The 16,667-nt window shown below is 73.6% G+C and carries 11 protein-coding genes; all 11 read left to right on the top strand.

The window, feature by feature from the left end; translation table 11 throughout:
- Positions 1–15: 15 nt before the first annotated feature.
- The 11 genes from AB0E07_RS38565 (at position 16) to AB0E07_RS38515 (ending at position 16,645) form a co-directional block, all read left to right on the top strand.
- Entirely contained in the window at positions 16–6,198 is a 6,183-nt protein-coding gene (locus tag AB0E07_RS38565) for an amino acid adenylation domain-containing protein (RefSeq protein WP_362262774.1), read from the top strand.
- Between the two features lie 21 nt (positions 6,199–6,219).
- A complete protein-coding gene (gene gntD, locus AB0E07_RS38560; protein WP_362262771.1) occupies positions 6,220–7,239 on the top strand; it encodes a guanitoxin biosynthesis L-enduracididine beta-hydroxylase GntD in 1,020 nt (339 codons plus the stop codon).
- A 56-nt stretch (positions 7,240–7,295) separates the two neighbouring features.
- Positions 7,296–8,045, top strand: coding sequence for an SDR family oxidoreductase (locus tag AB0E07_RS38555; RefSeq protein WP_362262769.1), 750 nt, complete (start codon positions 7,296–7,298; stop codon positions 8,043–8,045).
- Positions 8,046–8,068: 23 nt separating this feature from the next.
- The gene (locus AB0E07_RS38550) at positions 8,069–8,539 is read left to right on the top strand and encodes a cobalamin-dependent protein (RefSeq protein WP_362262766.1); all 471 of its coding nucleotides are present in this window, start codon (positions 8,069–8,071) and stop codon (positions 8,537–8,539) included.
- Complete coding sequence (locus AB0E07_RS38545) at positions 8,539–9,870, top strand: methylaspartate mutase (protein WP_362262763.1); 1,332 nt, start codon at positions 8,539–8,541, stop codon at positions 9,868–9,870. The genes AB0E07_RS38550 and AB0E07_RS38545 overlap by 1 nt, the downstream gene beginning before the upstream one ends.
- Before the next feature lie 58 nt (positions 9,871–9,928).
- The gene (locus AB0E07_RS38540; RefSeq protein ID WP_362262760.1) at positions 9,929–11,224 is read left to right on the top strand and encodes a glutamate synthase-related protein; all 1,296 of its coding nucleotides are present in this window, start codon (positions 9,929–9,931) and stop codon (positions 11,222–11,224) included.
- A 188-nt stretch (positions 11,225–11,412) separates the two neighbouring features.
- Positions 11,413–11,631, top strand: a complete 219-nt coding sequence (locus AB0E07_RS38535; protein ID WP_171145510.1) for an MbtH family protein — start codon at positions 11,413–11,415, stop codon at positions 11,629–11,631.
- A gap of 2 nt (positions 11,632–11,633) precedes the next feature.
- The gene (locus AB0E07_RS38530; protein ID WP_362262757.1) at positions 11,634–12,416 is read left to right on the top strand and encodes an alpha/beta fold hydrolase; all 783 of its coding nucleotides are present in this window, start codon (positions 11,634–11,636) and stop codon (positions 12,414–12,416) included.
- Positions 12,413–13,423, top strand: a complete 1,011-nt coding sequence (locus tag AB0E07_RS38525; protein ID WP_362262755.1) for a TauD/TfdA family dioxygenase — start codon at positions 12,413–12,415, stop codon at positions 13,421–13,423. Before AB0E07_RS38530 ends, AB0E07_RS38525 begins: the two co-directional genes overlap by 4 nt.
- A gap of 35 nt (positions 13,424–13,458) precedes the next feature.
- Entirely contained in the window at positions 13,459–15,324 is a 1,866-nt protein-coding gene (locus AB0E07_RS38520; RefSeq protein ID WP_362262753.1) for a non-ribosomal peptide synthetase, read from the top strand.
- Between the two features lie 43 nt (positions 15,325–15,367).
- Positions 15,368–16,645 carry an MFS transporter gene (locus AB0E07_RS38515; protein ID WP_362262751.1) on the top strand — a complete coding sequence of 426 codons (1,278 nt, stop codon included), beginning with the start codon at positions 15,368–15,370 and terminating at the stop codon, positions 16,643–16,645.
- Positions 16,646–16,667 lie beyond the last annotated feature (22 nt).

Raw genomic sequence — 16,667 nt, 5'->3', positions numbered from 1 at the left:
GCGCTGCCTGAGTACATGGTTCCGGCCGCGTTCGTCGCACTCGACGCGCTGCCGCTGACCACCAACGGCAAGCTCGACCGCAAGGCCCTGCCCGAACCCCTGGTCGGGGGCGATGCCGAAGGCCGCGCACCGCGCACCCCGGAGGAGGAAGTCCTCTGCGGACTCTTCGCCGAAGTACTCGGCATCTCGCGCGTCGGCGCCGACGAGAGCTTCTTCACCATCGGCGGCCACTCGCTGACCGCCACCCGCCTGATCAGCCGCATCCGCAGCACCCTCGGCGCCGAACTGCGCATCGGCGATCTCTTCGCCGCCCCCACGCCGGCCGCGCTCACGGCCCGCCTCGGCCACGGAACGTCCCGGCCCAGTCCGGCCGTGATGGTACGGCCCGAGCCGATGCCGTTGTCCTACGCACAGCAGCGGCTGTGGTTCCTGCGGGAGTGGGAGGAGGGTGGCTCGACGTACAACATCCCGCTCGCGGTGCGGTTGCGCGGGCCGATCGACAAGGGTGCGCTCCAGGCGGCGCTGGACGATGTGGCGCTGCGGCACGAGTCGTTGCGTACGCTCTTCCCGACGGTCGCCGGGCAGCCGTACCAGCACATCACCGCCGACGTCCGCGTCCCCCTGTCCACGAGCGCCGTGACCGAGGCGGACCTGCCCCTCCGCCTGGCCCGGGAGGCGGCGCACGACTTCGACCTGGCCGTCGAACTCCCGCTGAGGGCAGCGCTGTTCGAGCTCGGTGAGCAGGAGCACGTGCTGGTGCTGGTCCTGCATCACATCGCCGGTGACGGCTGGTCGATGGCGCCCCTGGCGCGCGACCTGAGCACCGCCTACTCGGCGCGCGTGACCGGCGAAGCCCCGGGCTGGGACCCGCTGCCGATCCAGTACGCCGACTACACGCTGTGGCAGCGCGACCTGCTCGGCGACGAGGACGACCCCGACAGCCTCGCCGCCCACCAACTCGCCTACTGGCATCGGACCTTGTCCGACCTGCCCGAAGAACTCACCCTGCCCACCGACCGGCCCCGGCCCGCCGCACCCAGCCACCGGGCCGAGGCGATCGAACTCTTCGTGCCCGCCGAACTCCAGGCCCGTATCGGCGGCCTGGCCCGCGAGACCGGGACGACGCTGTTCATGGTGTTGCAGGCGGCGGTGGCGACGCTGCTGAGCCGGCTCGGTGCGGGCACCGACATTCCGCTGGGCACGGCGGTCGCCGGGCGCACCGATGACAGCCTGGATGACCTGGTGGGGTTCTTCGTGAACACGCTGGTGCTGCGCACCGACGTGTCGGGCGACCCGACCTTCCGTGAACTGCTGACCCGGGTGCGCGCCGCCGATCTGGAGGCGTATGCGCGTCAGGACCTGCCGTTCGAGCGGGTGGTCGAGGCGGTCAACCCCGCCCGCTCCACCGCCCGGCACCCCCTCTTCCAGACCATGCTCGTCCTCCAGAACACCGACGACGGCGCCTACGGCTTCACCGGACTCCGCACCTGTGGCGAGCCGTTGACCCACCGTGCCGCCAAGTTCGACCTGAGCATCGGCGTGGAGGAGACCTTCGACGAGGCCGGCCGGCAGGCGGGCATCAGCGCCGAGTTCGAGTACGCCACCGACCTGTTCGACCGCGCCACCGTGGACGACCTGGCCCGGCGCTTCCTCCGGCTGCTGGAGGCGGTGACCGCCGAGCCGGACACGCCGGTCAGCCAGGCGGAACTGCTCACGGCCGACGAACTGCACCGCGTCCTCGACGAGTGGAGCGTCACCGTCCCGGCCGAGGTGTGGCCCGAACTGGCCGGCCTGTCCGCGCCCGAGCGGGCCGCGGCCTACCTCCTCGACGACCACCTCAGGCCGGTGCCGGCCGGGGTCAGCGGAGACCTCTACCTCACCGTGCCGGGCCCTTCCGCCGCCCCCGCGGGCGACAGGTTCGTCGCCGCCCCGCACGGCGGATCGGGCACCGTGATGTACCGCACGGGCAGGCAGGGCCGCTGGTGTTCCGACGGTCGGCTGGACATCCGGCTGCCCGAGCGGCCGGACCCCGCGGACCCGGGCGAGCCCGCTCCCGCCCGCCGTCCGCGCACCCCCGAAGAGGAAGTCCTGTGCGCCCTCTTCGCCGAGACCCTGGGCGCGGCGCACGTCGGCGTCGACGACAACTTCTTCGCCCTCGGCGGCTACTCGCTCCTGGCCACCGGGCTGATCAGCCGCATCCGCACCGTGCTGGGCGTCGAGGTGGGCATCAGGTCGCTGTTCGGCAACCCGACGGTCGCACAGCTTGCGGCGCATCTGCGCGCCGAGGACACCTCCCGGCCCCGACCGGCCGTGGTGGTGCGGCCCGAGCCGATGCCGTTGTCGTACGCGCAGCAGCGGCTGTGGTTCCTGCGGGAGTGGGAGGAGGGTGGCTCGACGTACAACATTCCCCTCGCGATGCGGCTGCGCGGGCCGGTCGACAAGAACGCGCTCCAGGCGGCGCTGGACGATGTGGCATTGCGGCACGAGTCGTTGCGTACGCTCTTCCCGGCCGTCGCCGGTCAGCCCTACCAGCACATCACCGCCGACGCCCGCGTCCCGCTGTCCACCGCCGTGTGCCCTCCGGTGGAGCTGGCCGGGCACGTGCGGCGGGCCGCCCGGCACGCCTTCGACCTGGCGACCGAACTGCCGCTGCGGGCCACACTGTTCACGCTCGGCGCCGACGACCACGTCCTCATGCTGGTGCTCCATCACATCGCCGGTGACGGATCATCCATGGCCCCGCTCACCCGCGACCTGAGCACCGCCTACCAGGCGCGCCTGGCCGGGCGGGCCCCCGACTGGGGCCCGCTGCCGATCCAGTACGCCGACTACACGCTGTGGCAGCGGGACCTGCTCGGCGACGAGGACGACCCCGAGAGCCTTGCCGCTCGCCAACTCGGCTACTGGAAAGAAGCGTTGGCCGGGCTGCCCGAGGAGATCACCCTGCCGGCCGACCGGCCCCGGCCCCCCGTGCCCAGCCACCACGCCGGAGCCGTCACGGCCGGCGTGCCCGCCGAACTGCACGCGGGTCTGGTGCGGTTGGCGCGGGAGAGCGGGACGACGCTGTTCATGGTGTTGCAGGCGGCGGTGGCGGCGCTGCTGAGCCGGCTGGGTGCGGGCACCGATATTCCGCTGGGTACGGCGGTCGCGGGGCGGACCGATGAGAGCCTGGATGAGCTGGTGGGGTTCTTCGTGAACACGCTGGTGCTGCGGACGGATGTGTCGGGTGATCCGACGTTCCGTGAGCTGCTGGGCCGGGTGCGGGCCGCCGACTTGGAGGCGTATGCGCATCAGGACCTGCCGTTCGAGCGGGTGGTCGAGGCGGTCAACCCCGCCCGCTCCACCGCCCGGCACCCCCTCTTCCAGACCATGCTGCTTCTGAAGAACGGTTCGAGCGGCGGACTGGACCTGGCCGGTACCACGGCCTCGGAACACCATGTCGACGTGCACGTCGCCGAGTTCGACCTGCTGTTCGGCGTCGAGGAGGCCCACACGTGCGACGGCGACCCGGCCGGGCTGCGCTGGACGGTCGAGTACGCCACCGAACTCTTCGACCACGACACGATCCGGACCCTCACGGACCGGCTGGCGAGGCTGCTCGCCGCGTTCGCCGGCGACCCGGACGCCCCCGTCGGACAGGCCGACGTGCTGTCCGCCGCAGAACGCAACCTCGTCCTGGGCGCGTGGAGCGGAGAGGAGACCGCACCGCCGGCCGCACGTCCCGTGCACCGGTACTTCGAGGAGCAGGCCGCCGCCCGGCCCGACGCCCCGGCGCTCGTCCTCAACGAGCGGACGGTGACGTTCGGCGAGCTGAACACGCTCGCCAACCTGTACGCGCATGAACTGATCCGGCGCGGCGCGGGACCCGAGGACCGGGTCGCCGTCCTGCTGGAGAGGTCCGTCGAGTCGGTCGTGGCCCTGCTCGCCGTGCTCAAGGCGGGAGCCGTGTACCTGCCACTGGACACCGGGCATCCGGCCGAACGCATCGCCCACGTCCTGAAGGACGCCGACGTCCGACTGGTGATCAGTACGGCCGGGCTCGCGGACACGCTCGTCCCTGACACGGTGCCCGTGCTGCACGTCGGCCCGTGCGCACCGGACGGCCCCGGGCACGACCCGGACGTGCCCGCGCTGCACCCGGCGCACCCCGCCTACATGCTGTACACCTCCGGCTCCACCGGGCGCCCCAAGGGTGTCGTCGTGGAGCACCGGGCCCTGGTCAACCTGCTGCACAGCCACGAGTCGACCCTGTTCGCCGCGCATGTACGGGCCACCGGCCGGCCCGCCGCCCGGGTGGCCGTCACCGCGCCGCTCACCTTCGACGCCTCCTGGATGGGCCTGCTCGCCCTGTTCGCCGGGCACGAGCTGCACCTCCTGGACGACGCCACCCGGCGTGACCCGGCGGCCATGGTGGGCTACGTCGGACGGCACGGCGTCGACTTCCTCGACACCACACCGACGTACGGCCTGGAGATGCTGGAGCACGGGCTGCTCGGCACCCCCGAACTGACCCCCCGCACCCTGACCTTCGGCGGCGAGGCCATCCCCGAGCCGCTGTGGCGCAGGCTGCTCGCCGAGCCGGACGTGACCGCGCACAACTTCTACGGGCCCACCGAGTGCACCGTCGAAACGCTGACCACACCGTTGCGCGGCACCTCGACGCCCATCGTGGGGCGGCCTCTGGAGGGCGCCCGGGTGTACGTCCTGGACGCGGGGCTGCGGCCGGTGCCGCCCGGTGTCACCGGCGAGCTGTACATCGCCGGGCGCGGTCTGGCCCGGGGCTATGCCGGGCGGCCCGGCGCGACCGCGGAGCGGTTCGTCGCCAGTCCGTTCGCCGACGGGGCGCGCATGTACCGCTCGGGCGACCTGGCGCGCTGGCGGGCCGACGGCAGCCTGGAGTTCTGCGGACGCGCCGACGACCAGGTGAAGGTACGCGGCTTCCGCATCGAGCCCGGCGAGATCGAGGCCGCGCTCGGCCGTCACCCGGACATCGCCCACGGTGCCGTCGTGCTCCGCGAGGACCGTCCGGGCGACCGGCGGCTCGTGGCCTACGCCGTGCCCGTGCCCGGCCGCACGCCCGACCCCGCAGCCCTGCGCGCGTTCCTGGCCGGCACGTTGCCCGAGTACATGGTGCCCGCCGCGTTCGTCGTCCTGGACGCGCTGCCCGTCACCGGCAACGGCAAGCTCGACCGGCGCGCCCTGCCGGCACCCGAGTACGGCGGACTCGGACGGGCCCCCGAGAGCGACCTGGAGCGGTCACTGGCCGCCGTGTTCGAAGACGTCCTCCAGGTGCGCGGCACCGGCGTGGACGACAGCTTCTTCGACCTCGGCGGGCACTCCTTCCTGGCCGCCCGGGTGGTCGCCCGCATCCGCGCCCTGCTGCCCGACGTCCTGGGGGACCTGACCCTGCCCGGGTTCTTCCGCACCCCCACCGTCGCCGCCCTCGCCGCCCGCGCCGACGGCCGGGACACCGCCGGATCCGACCTGCTGCTGCCGCTGAGCACGTCCGGCACGGGGGCGCCGCTGTTCTGCGTCCACCCCGTCACCGGGCTCGCCTGGTGCTACTCCGGACTGGCCGCAGCCCTGGACGACCGGCCCGTGTACGGCCTCCAGACGCGCCGGCCCGGCGCCGACGAGCGGGCCCTGCCCGCCGACTGGGAGACCCTGGTCGACGACTACCTGGGCCGCATCCGCGAGGTGCAGCCGCAGGGGCCGTACCACCTGCTCGGCTGGTCCCTCGGCGGGAACATCGCGCACGCCCTGGCCTGCCGGGTGCGCGCCGAGGGCGAGGAGGTGGCCCTGCTCGCCCTGATGGACTCCTACCCGCTGCACGGGCAGGCCCCGGACTCCCGGTTCGACCCCGACACCATCGCCGCGTTCCTGCGCCGGGAGGGCACCGCGGACGCCGGCCTGGACGCGGCGTTCGACGAGCCGTTCGTGGCCTCGCTGGCGGCCGCCGCCGCGCACACCGTCGCCCTGGCGGAGGCGGCCGAGCCGGGAGTCTTCGACGGCGATCTGCTCCACTTCACGGCCACCGAGGACCGTGACCCCCGCGCCCCCGTGGCGGACGACTGGCGGCCGCACGTCACCGGCCGCGTCCACGGCCACGCCGTCGCCTGTGCCCACCTGGACATGACGCGTCCGGGGCCCCTTGCCGAGATCGCCGCCCTCCTGGACCGCACCCTGCACCGGGACTGATACCGAGGAAAGAGCCGATCCATGATCGAAGAGACCGTCCTGCAGTACGAGTTGTCCGACGCCGAGGTGTCGCAGATACGGGAGGAGGCGGCCCGGCTCGCCGGTTCCCTGCCTGACCCGGCGGACCCGGCCCGCTACGACGTCAACCGCTTCGCCGACGCCGGACTGCCGCCGCGCCTGAAGGACTTCCTGGAGACCTTCCGGCGCACCGAGTCCGCCGCCGGCCTGCTGATCCACGGCTTCCCCGTCGACGACAGCGCCGTCGGACCGACCCCCGGCCACTGGGACCAGCCCCTGGACCCGGCGGCCACCCTCGAACAGGAGCGGTTCCTCGCCATGTGCGCGACCGCCCTCGGCGACCCCTTCACCTGGTCCACCCTGCAACTCGGCCGCATGATCCAGAACATCCTGCCGATCCGCGGCGACGAGGAGCGCCAGAGCGGCCACGGCAGCGCCACCCTCCTGGAGTTCCACACCGAGGACGGCTTCCACCCCGGCCGCTGCGACTATCTGCTGCTGTTCGGGATCCGCAACCACGACCGGGTGCCGACCATCCTCGCCTCCGTCCGGGACGTCAAGCTCAGCCCCGAGGAGGTGGACCTGCTGATGCGTCCGCTGTTCCACATCCTTCCCGACGACGAGCACATCCGGCAGCTGCAGCTGCGGCACCCCGACCACCCGGCGCTCGCCCGCATGGAGCAGATGCTGCACTCCCCGGACGCCGTGCCCGTCCTGTTCGGCAACCCCGACCGGCCCTATCTCCGTATCGACCTGCCCTTCATGCGCTGTGCCTCGCAGGAGCCGGCGGCCGAACGGGCCGTGCACACCCTGATGGCCGAGCTGGAGCGGGTGCAGCACACGGTCGTCGTGGAGCAGGGCAGCCTGCTGATCGTCGACAACTACCTGGCGGTGCACGGCCGCAAGCCCTACCCCGTGCGCTACGACGGCAGCGACCGCTGGCTGAAGCGCATGATCGTCAGCCGCGATCTGCGCAAGGCGGCCCCGGTGAGCCGGATGACGCGCGGCCGGGTGCTGTTCTGAGCCGGCCCGATGCCCCCTTCTCTTTCCGACCCGCACGTGCCACCTAGGAGTCAGACATGCGCACCGTCGTCATCACCGGCGCGTCCAGCGGCATCGGCCGCGCCACCGCCCTGCGCTTCGCCGAGGCGGGCGACCACGTGGTCAACCTGGACATCAAGGCACCCGAACCGGACGGCCACCCGGCCGGGCGGTGGATACGCGCCGACACCGCCGACTGGAACGCCGTGGCGGAGGCCCTCACCGACATCCACCGCGACACCGGACGCCTCGACGTGGTCATCGCCAACGCCGGCATCAGCGTCCGGCACGGCGTCCTGGACATCCTGGAGAAGGACGCCCGCCGCATCACCGACGTCAACCTCCTCGGAGTCCTGGGCGTCTGGCAGGCCGCCGCCCGCGTCATGACCGGCCAGGGCCACGGCGTCCTGCTGGCCACCGCCTCCGTCAACGGCCGCCGGGGATACCCCTATTACGCCGACTACAACGCCACCAAGGCCGGCATCGTCGCCCTGACCCAGACGTTCGCGCTGGAGCTCAGCCCGGTGGTGCGCACCGCCTGTGTCAGCCCCGGCGGCGTGCTCACCCCCATGCAACTCGCCGAGTACACCGAGGAGATGCTCGCCGACACCAACGCGCGCATCCCCGCCGGACGGCACGCCGACCCCGCCGAGATCGCCGCTGCCTTCTTCTATCTGGCCTCCGCCGAGGCCGGCTTCCTCACCGGGCAGGAACTCGTGATCGACGGCGGGGAGACCGCCGGTGGCACCACGTCCGCGTACGGCACCGCCGTACGGGCCGGACACTGACCGGAATCGGGGGAGCAGTCCGTATGCAGACCACCACCCCCGGCGCCGCGGGCCCCACCCGGGGCGCCCGGGCCACCGGGCTCGACGTCGTGGTGACCGGCACATCGTCCGACGCGCACACCTGGAACCTGATCTACCTCGAACTCCTGCTCACCGAGTGGGGACACCGTGTGACCAACCTCGGGGCCTGCGTCCCCGAACAACTCGTCGTCACCGAGGTGCTGACGCAACGTCCCGACCTCGTCGTGGTCAGCAGCGTCAACGGCCACGGCGCCGCCGACGGACTGCGGCTGATCGAGCGGTTCGGCGCCGAACCGCGCCTCGCCGCGCTCCCCGTGGTGATCGGCGGCAAGCTCGGCACCGCCGAGGAGACCACCCGGGCCTGGCTGCCGCGGCTGCGGACCGCCGGGTTCGCGGAGGTGTTCGAGGAGAGCACCGGGTTCGCGCCCTTTCGCCGCTACCTCGACACGCTCACCGCCGGGGTGTGCCGCTGATGGAAGCCCCGACCACCACCGGGTTCGGCGCGTTCGTCCGCGGCGCGCGCCAGCTCGTCGTCCAGCCCCGCATGGGCTTCGGCTCACCGGAGCGGATGCGCCGGGGCCTGCTGGCCACCCGTGACGCGGACGCCACCGCCGTCGGCACGCTCACCCTCGACAGCTACACCAGGGTCGGCGACCTCGCCGCCGCCCGGCGTGCCGTCACCGAGGGCACCGACCTCAACGGCTACCCGCTGCTCACCCACGGCCCGGCCGCCACCCGCCGCATGCTCGACGGGATCGAGAGCCCCGGGTTCCCCGTCCAGGTGCGACACGGGTCAGCCGCCCCGCAGGGCATCGTCAGCGGCCTGCTCGCGGCCGGACTGCACGCCACCGAGGGCGGCCCCGTCTCCTACTGCCTGCCCTACAGCCGCACCCCGCTGGCCGACGCCGTGGACAACTGGACCCGGGCCTGCGAACTGCTCGCCGAGGCCCGCCGACCGGGCGTCGAACCGCACCTGGAGTCCTTCGGCGGCTGCATGATGGGCCAGCTGTGCCCGCCGGGACTGCTCGTCGCGCTGTCCCTGCTGGAAGGGATGTTCTTCGTCCGCCACGGGCTGCGCAGCATCTCGCTGAGCTACGCGCAGCAGACCGACCCGCACCAGGACGAGGAGGCGGTTCGGGCGTTGCGCGCGCTCGCCACCGACCTGCTGCCCGGCGTGGACTGGCACATCGTCGTCTACACCTACATGGGCGTCTATCCGCGTACCCAGTCCGGCGCCCGAGCCCTCCAGGACCGGGCGGTACGGCTCGCGGTGCGGGCCGGCGCGCAGCGGCTGATCGTGAAGACCACGGTCGAGGCGCGCCGCATCCCCACCGTCGCCGAGAACGTCGCCGCCCTGGAGAGCTCGGCGCACACGGCCCGCACCCTCGGCCCGAGCGGCCCGAGCGGCCCGAGCGGCCCGAGCGGCCCGGGCGCGCCGGACGACGGCGACCGGGACACCCAGGTGTACGCCGAGGCGCGCGCCCTCGTGGAGGCGGTGCTCTGTCTCGGGCCCGACATCGGCCGCGGACTGCTCACGGCATTCGCCCGGGGCTGGCTCGACGTGCCGTACTGCCTGCACCCCGACAACGCCGGCCGCAGCGCCGGATTCATCGACGAGCGGGGCCGGCTGGGCTGGAGCTCCTTCGGCGCCATGCCGCTCGGGCATGTCGTCACGGCCCGCCCGGCCGCCGCCCTCACCTCCAGCGGCCTCCTCGACGCACTGCACTACGTCGAGACCCGTCTGGACCTCGGCGAACTAGCCGCGACCGGCCCGCACCGCGAGCCCGCGCCGGCCCGCTCGTGAGGTCGGCCCGCGGGCCGTCGCGGCACAGCAGCCCACCTACGCGAGGGAGCGATACGACATGAGCGCACTGCACGCCTCCGGCTTCCCGGAGGACGAGATACGGGCCAGGGCCCGCCAGGGCGCGGCCCGCGTCTTCCCGCCCGCGTCCGCCTACGGCAGCGAACTGTTCGGCGCCGACGGGCACGGCGGCGACGTCCCGGACCGGACCGACGTCCTGGACCGGACCAGGCTGGTGCCGCCGGTGTTCATGCCGCGCCGGCTGGAGAAACTCATCGAGCTGGCCCGCGAACCCCTGTACCGGGACGTGGACACGGCCACCGACATCGGCGGGTTCCCGGCCGAACTGCCGCTGTACGTCTCCGCGTTCGGCTCCACCCAGGTCGCCAGCCGCGACCTGGGCGTGGCCGCCGCGCGACAGGCCGCCCGGCTCGGCATCCCCATCGTCGTCGGCGAGAACATCGGCCCCGTCAAGGGCACGGGACGACTCGGCGAACGCGAGGGACGCACCCTGCTCGGCCGGATCGCCGCCTACCAGAACGCCCTGGAGGGCGCCGGCGGTGTGGCCGTACAGCAGTCGACCGAGGACGCCGACGCCGAGATCTGGAACCTCGTCTACAGCGACCCCTCCGTACAGCCTCTGCTGGACGCCGGGCGGCTCGCCTTCGAGCTGAAGGTGGGCCAGGGCGCCAAACCGGGGCTCGGCGGCATGACCGTCGTCGACGCGGCCGACGCCGAGCGGCTCGAAGGGCAGTACGCCGTCGAGCCCGTGCTCGGCGAGGGCACCTCCCGCGTGCTGCGCAGCGGCAGCCCCGGCACCTTCACCGAGGAGATCCTCGCCCACCAGATCCGCCTGATGCGCAACAACTTCCCCCGGGCCAGGATCTGGGTGAAACTGCCTCCCGCCCGCGACGTGGGGGCCGCGGCCGCCACCGCCTGGGCGGCCGGCGCCGACTCGGTCACCGTCGACGGCGCCGAGGGCGGCTCCGGCTGGGCCCCGCTCGCCTTCCTCGACGGCGTGGGCCTGCCGCTCGCGGAGTGCCTGCGCCGGGTGCGGCCGGGACCCGGGGAGTGCCTGCTCGTCAGCGGACGGATGTGGGAAGGCGCCCGCGCAGCCAAGGCGTTGGCCGCCGGGGCGCGCGCCGTCGGCCTCGGCCGGGCCGCGCTGCTCGCCGTGGACGAGGACCCCGAAGCGGGACTGGAGCGCCTGGTGGCCGCCCTCGCCCTCGAACTGCGTCTGATCGTCAGCGCGTTGGGCAAGTATCGCCCCCGCGACCTGGACCCCGACGACCTGTGGCACCCGGACACCGCGTACCCGGCACCGCAGCCGGTGCCTGCGGCCGTCCGGGTGCCCTGAACGGGCCGCACGACCCGGACGCGTCGTCCTGATCAACTCCGCGGCGGGAAGCGAAACTTCCCGCTACCTGCCTGGTCAACTGCCTCTTCGGCGGTCGGGCCGTTCCTACGATCGACGAAGTCCGGGCCGCCGGGCCCGGCACGGAGCACCGACCAGCCGTCCGAACCCACGACAGACGGGACAGCACGATGCCGAACCCCTTCGAGAACGAGAACGGGCAGTACCTGGTCCTCGCCAATGACGAGGAGCAGCACTCGCTGTGGCCGGCCCAGATCGCCGTACCGGCCGGCTGGCGCACCGTCCACGGCGTCGACAGCCGCGCCGCGTGCCTGGAGTACATCGAGACTCACTGGACCGACATCCGCCCGGCGAGCCTGCGCCGGGCCATGGACCGGATGGCCGGCTGACGATGACCGGCCACCTGCTCCAGGACACCACGGTGGTCCGGCCCGTACCCCGGCCGGACGCCACCCGCTCCCTGGTCTGCCTCGGCTTCTGCGGCGGCGGCACCGGGTCCTACCGGGCCTGGCTGCCGTCGCTGGGCGAGGGCACCGACCTGGCCCTCGTCTGCTACCCGGGCCGCGAGGGCCGCTTCGCCGAGGAGTTCGCCCCGGACTGGGACACCCTCGCCGAGGACGCCACCGACGCCGTGGCCCGCGCCGCGGCCGCGGCACCGGACCGCCCCTACCGCCTGTTCGGCCACAGCATGGGCGGCTGGATGGCCTTCGACGTCACCGTCCGGCTCGCCGAGCGCGGTGCCCCGCTGCCCGAGCGCCTGACCGTCTCCGCGTGCAACGCGCCCGACCGCGGTGTCACCGAACGCGACCGCTTCCCGCGTCTGGAGGACACCGAAGGACGCCTCGTGGAGTGGATGGGGACCATCGGGCTGCTGCCGGACTACGCGCTCGACGACCCCGACCTGCGGGAGATGGCGATCGAGCTGATGCGCGCCGACATCACCGTCCGCGACTCCTACCGGCCCCGGCCGGGCGTCACCACGTCCGTGCCCGTGCACGTGCTGTACGGCGAGGACGACGAGGTCATCGAACCGGCCGTCGCCGAGCAGTGGGCACGCTGCGCCACCGGCGGACTGCGCGTGGACGCCCTGCCCGGCGGCCACTTCTACACCCCCGCGGTGTGGGAGACCCTGCCCGACCACTTCGCCGACACCGACCTGGAGGGCGTGCGATGACACCCCGCTGGCTGGAGGAACCCGGTACGCCGGTCACCGCCGTCGTCGACGGCCTGCCGGACGCGGCCGCCGCCGCGGACTGGATCGACACCTACCGCGAGCCGCTGCGCAGCGTGCTTGCCCGGCACGGCGCGCTGTACCTGCGCGGCCTCCCGGTGCGCACCGCCGCCGACTTCGCGGTGGTGCGGGACGCCCTGTTCGCCGCGCGCGCCAAGTACCAGGAGAAGGCCACCCCGCGCAGCGACTTCGGCGACGACGTGTTCTCCTCCACCGACCTGCCGCCCGCGCAGGCCATCCGGATGCACAACGAGAACAGCTACACGCTGACCTTCCCCGGCCTGCTGCTGTTCGGCTGTCTGACGGCCCCCGCGGAGGGCGGCGCGACACCGGTCGCCGACGTCCGGCGGGTCCTGGACCTGCTGCCCGCCGAGCTCGCCGACCGCTTCCGCCGGCACGGCTGGTCGCTGGTGCGCAACTACGCCGAGCACATCTCGCTGGACTGGCGGACCGCCTTCGCCACGGACTCCCGCGCCGATGTGGAGCGTTACTGCGCCGCCAACGCCATCGACGTGACCTGGGGCGACGACGACACCCTGCGCACCCGGCAGGTGCGCTCGGCGACCGTCCGCCACCCGGGCACGGGCGAGGAGGTCTGGTTCAACCACGTCGCGTTCTGGAGCGAATGGGCACTCGACCCCGACATCAGGGACGTGCTGGTCGGCGAGTTCGGCTCCGACGGGCTGCCGTTCAACACGGCGCTCGGCGACGGCAGCCCGCTGAGCCCCGCGGACATGGCCGTGCTCGACGCGGCCTACGAGCGCGCCACCGTCCGGCGTGCCTGGCAGCCCGGCGACCTGCTCCTGGTCGACAACATCCTCACCGCGCACGGCCGTGACCCCTTCCGCGGCGACCGCAAGATCGTCGTCGCGATGGGCGAACCGGTCGCCCTCGCCGACTGCGCACCCTCCCTGCCCGTCACCGCACCCGCCCTGGCCGGCCGCGCCTGAAGCGTGGTGCGAAGGCCCCCGAGAGGAGCCCACCCATGTCCACAACACCGCACGGCGGGTTGTCACCGGCCCGCGGCACGGCCACCGCGGCCGCACCACGGCCGTCGGTGTCCGTCGACGTCGACCCCCGTCCGGAGCCCGCGTCCACGCCCGCCTCGACCCACGCCCGGGACCTTCTGCACCGCTTCCGGGAGTCCGTGGCGCGGCACCCGTGGCGGGACGCCGTCGTGGCGGCCGACGGCACCACCGTCGCCTTCGGCACCCTCGACGGCCGGGTACGACGGCTGGCGGCCGCCCTGGTCGGAGCCGGCGTCCGGCCCGGACAGCACGTCGGTGTGGCCCTGGGCCGCGAGCCCGCCCTGGTGGTGGCCCTGCTCGCGGTCTGGCGGGCCGGCGCGGCGTACGTCCCTCTCGATCCGGCCCACCCGCAGGCACGCCTCGACGACATGGTCGAGGACGCCGGCATCCAGGTCGTCGTCTCCGCCGACCCGGCCCGAAATTGGCCGGACGGCGTACGGACCGTCGCCCCCGACGCGAGCGCCCTGTTCACCGTCCCCGACGTCCCGGTGCCCGCCGACGCCCCCGCCTATGTCATCTACACCTCCGGCTCGACCGGCCGCCCCAAGGGCGTCGCCGTCCCCCGCGCCGCGGCCGCCGGACTGGTCGCCGCCCTGGAGGAGAGCGGCTGCTACACCGACGGCCCCGCCCGTGTGGCCTGGAACGCCAGCGTGTCCTTCGACGCCTCCGTGCAGCAGTGGGCCCGTGTCTGCCGCGGGGACACCCTGGTGCTGCTCTCCGAGGACCAGCGCGCCGACCCGGCCGCGCTCGCCGCGCAGCTGCTGGGCGAGGGCGTGACCGACCTCGACGTGACCCCTTCCCACTGGTCCGTCCTGCGCGACCGGGTCGTCGAGGCGGCCGAGCAACTCCCGCACGGGATCAGGCTGTTCGTCGGCGGGGAGGCGATCCCCGCGCCCATGTGGCAGGACCTGGCCGACCTCGGCGCCCGCGGGGTCGTGCACGCACTCAACCTGTACGGGCCGACCGAGTGCACGGTCGACTCCACCGTCGGCCGTATCGACGGTGCCGAGCCGCACATCGGCCCGCCGCTGCCCGGCGTCGGCGCCCACGTCCTCGACGAGCACCTGCGTCCCGCCACCGAGGGGGAGCTGTACCTGACCGGCCCCGCCGTCGCCCTCGGCTATCTGCGCCGCACCGGCCTGACCGCCGAGCGGTTCACCGCCTCGCCGTTCGGCCCGCCCGGCAGCCGCATGTACCGCACCGGCGACCGGGTCCGCCGCCGCCCGGACGGCCACCTCGCCTGTATCGGCCGGGTCGACCACCAGGTCAAGGTGAACGGCCTGCGCATCGAACTCGGCGAGATCGAGGCCGTCCTGACGGACCATCCGTCCGTCACCGCCGCGGTCGCCGTCGTACGGGAGGACGACCGCCTCGGGCGCGCCCTGGCCGCCTACTGGGTCCCCGTTCCCGGTGCGGACACCGACCCCGAGCCGCTCCGCCGCCACCTGGGCTCCCGGCTGCCCGCCCACATGGCGCAGCTGTCGCTGACCGCCCTGGAGAGCCTCCCGCTGGGCGTCGGCGGCAAGGTCGACCGCACGGCCCTGCCCGAACCGGCCGAGCAGCACCGGCCGGACGCTGCCGACGCCGCGCCCGCGGGCGAGCTGGAGACCCTCATCGCCGGCGCCTGGCAGGCCGTCCTGGGCCGGGAACGGGTGCTGGCCACCGACGACTTCTTCGCCCTCGGCGGGCACTCGCTGCTCGCGCTGCGCGTGATCGCCGACCTCAAGAAGCGGCGCGGAGTGGTCATCCCGACCCGTATGGTCTACCAGCACCCGCGGCTGCGCGACCTCGCCCGCGCGATAGCGGACCGCAGCGAACGCTGATCGCCGCCGCTCCTTCCGCCCCTCCCGGAAAGGCCCCGCCCCGATGCGGAAATCCCCAGCCTCACGAGTCTCGCTGTACGGACTGCTGAGCGCCTACACGGTCTCGCTGTTCGGCACCCGGCTGACCATGATCGCCCTGCCCTGGCTGGTGCTCGTCACCTCCGGCAGCGCGTCACTGACGGGACTCGTCGTCTTCGCCGAGGCGGTGCCGCTCGTCCTGGGCAAGGCGTTGGCGGGGCCCTTGATCGACCGGTTCGGAGCGCGCAGGTTCAGCGTCGCCGCCGACCTGGTCAGCGCGGCGGTGATCGCGACGATCCCGCTCTGCCACTGGCTGGGCGTCCTGCCGTACGGACTGCTGCTGGTGCTGTCCACGCTGCTCGGCCTGGCCCGCGGACCCGGTGACGTGGCCAAGCGGACCCTCACCCCGGAGACCGCCGAGGCGGTCGGCATGCCGCTGGAGCGGGTGAGCGGCATGGTCGGCACCCTGGAGCGGCTCGCCGGCACCGCCGGGCCCGCCGCCGGCGGCGCCGTGGTCGCCTTCTTCGACCCGATGTGGGCGCTCGCGGTCAACGCCGTCACCTTCCTGGTCTCCGCCCTGATCATCGCCGCCACCGGGTCACTGCGCGGCCCCGCGCCGGCGGAGGTCACCGACACGGAGCCCGAGGAGGAGCGTTACCTCGAACGGCTCCGCGCCGGGCTGAGGTTCCTGCGCCAGGACCGGCTGCTGCGGTCCATCGCCGTCATGCTGAGCGTCACCAACCTCATCGACGCGGCGTACGGCTCCCTGCTCATCCCGGTGTGGGCGGAGGAGACCGGCGGAGGCCCGGCCGCGATCGGTGCCCTCGGCTCGGTCTTCGGCATCGCCGCGGTCGGCGGCTCCGCACTCGCCACCGCCCTCGCGCACCGGCTGCGACGTAGGCCGACGTACGTCATCGCCTTCCTCCTCGCCGGGCCGCCCCGCTTCCTGGTGATGGCCTTCGACCTGCCGCTGTGGACGGTCCTGGCCGTCGCCGTCGTGGACGGACTGGCCATCGGCTTCGTCAATCCGATCCTCAACGCCGTGATGATGGAGCGCATCCCGCGCCCCCTGCTGGGCCGGGTCTCCGCGCTCACCGACTCCGTCGGCTCCGCCGGCGTCCCGCTCGGCCCCATCCTCGCCGGCTTCCTCGTCACCCTGGCCGGCCTCGGCCCCGTCCTGGTCGGCTGCGCCGCCCTCTATCTCGGCAGCACCGTGCTGCCCGCCCTGCGCCCCCACTGGCGCGAACTCGACGACCGGCCGCCGCCCGCGAGCCCGACGACCACAAAGGCCCCCGCACTCTGAGCCCACCCCGCCCATGGCCCGA

The organism is Streptomyces sp. NPDC048002 (genome assembly GCF_040653275.1).
Taxonomy (GTDB): Bacteria; Actinomycetota; Actinomycetes; order Streptomycetales; family Streptomycetaceae; genus Streptomyces.
This window is presented reverse-complemented; position numbering and strand designations above follow the sequence as displayed.

Excerpts from the sequence above, each read along its gene's own strand:
- gntD (WP_362262771.1), top strand. The coding sequence starts at position 6,220 with ATGATCGAAGAGACCGTCCTGCAGTACGAGTTGTCCGACGCCGAGGTG.
- AB0E07_RS38550 (WP_362262766.1), top strand. The coding sequence starts at position 8,069 with ATGCAGACCACCACCCCCGGCGCCGCGGGCCCCACCCGGGGCGCCCGG.
- AB0E07_RS38515 (WP_362262751.1), top strand. The coding sequence starts at position 15,368 with ATGCGGAAATCCCCAGCCTCACGAGTCTCGCTGTACGGACTGCTGAGC.
- AB0E07_RS38545 (WP_362262763.1), top strand. The coding sequence starts at position 8,539 with ATGGAAGCCCCGACCACCACCGGGTTCGGCGCGTTCGTCCGCGGCGCG.
- AB0E07_RS38535 (WP_171145510.1), top strand. The coding sequence starts at position 11,413 with ATGCCGAACCCCTTCGAGAACGAGAACGGGCAGTACCTGGTCCTCGCC.
- AB0E07_RS38540 (WP_362262760.1), top strand. The coding sequence starts at position 9,929 with ATGAGCGCACTGCACGCCTCCGGCTTCCCGGAGGACGAGATACGGGCC.
- AB0E07_RS38565 (WP_362262774.1), top strand. The coding sequence starts at position 16 with ATGGTTCCGGCCGCGTTCGTCGCACTCGACGCGCTGCCGCTGACCACC.
- AB0E07_RS38530 (WP_362262757.1), top strand. The coding sequence starts at position 11,634 with ATGACCGGCCACCTGCTCCAGGACACCACGGTGGTCCGGCCCGTACCC.
- AB0E07_RS38525 (WP_362262755.1), top strand. The coding sequence starts at position 12,413 with ATGACACCCCGCTGGCTGGAGGAACCCGGTACGCCGGTCACCGCCGTC.
- AB0E07_RS38555 (WP_362262769.1), top strand. The coding sequence starts at position 7,296 with ATGCGCACCGTCGTCATCACCGGCGCGTCCAGCGGCATCGGCCGCGCC.
- AB0E07_RS38520 (WP_362262753.1), top strand. The coding sequence starts at position 13,459 with ATGTCCACAACACCGCACGGCGGGTTGTCACCGGCCCGCGGCACGGCC.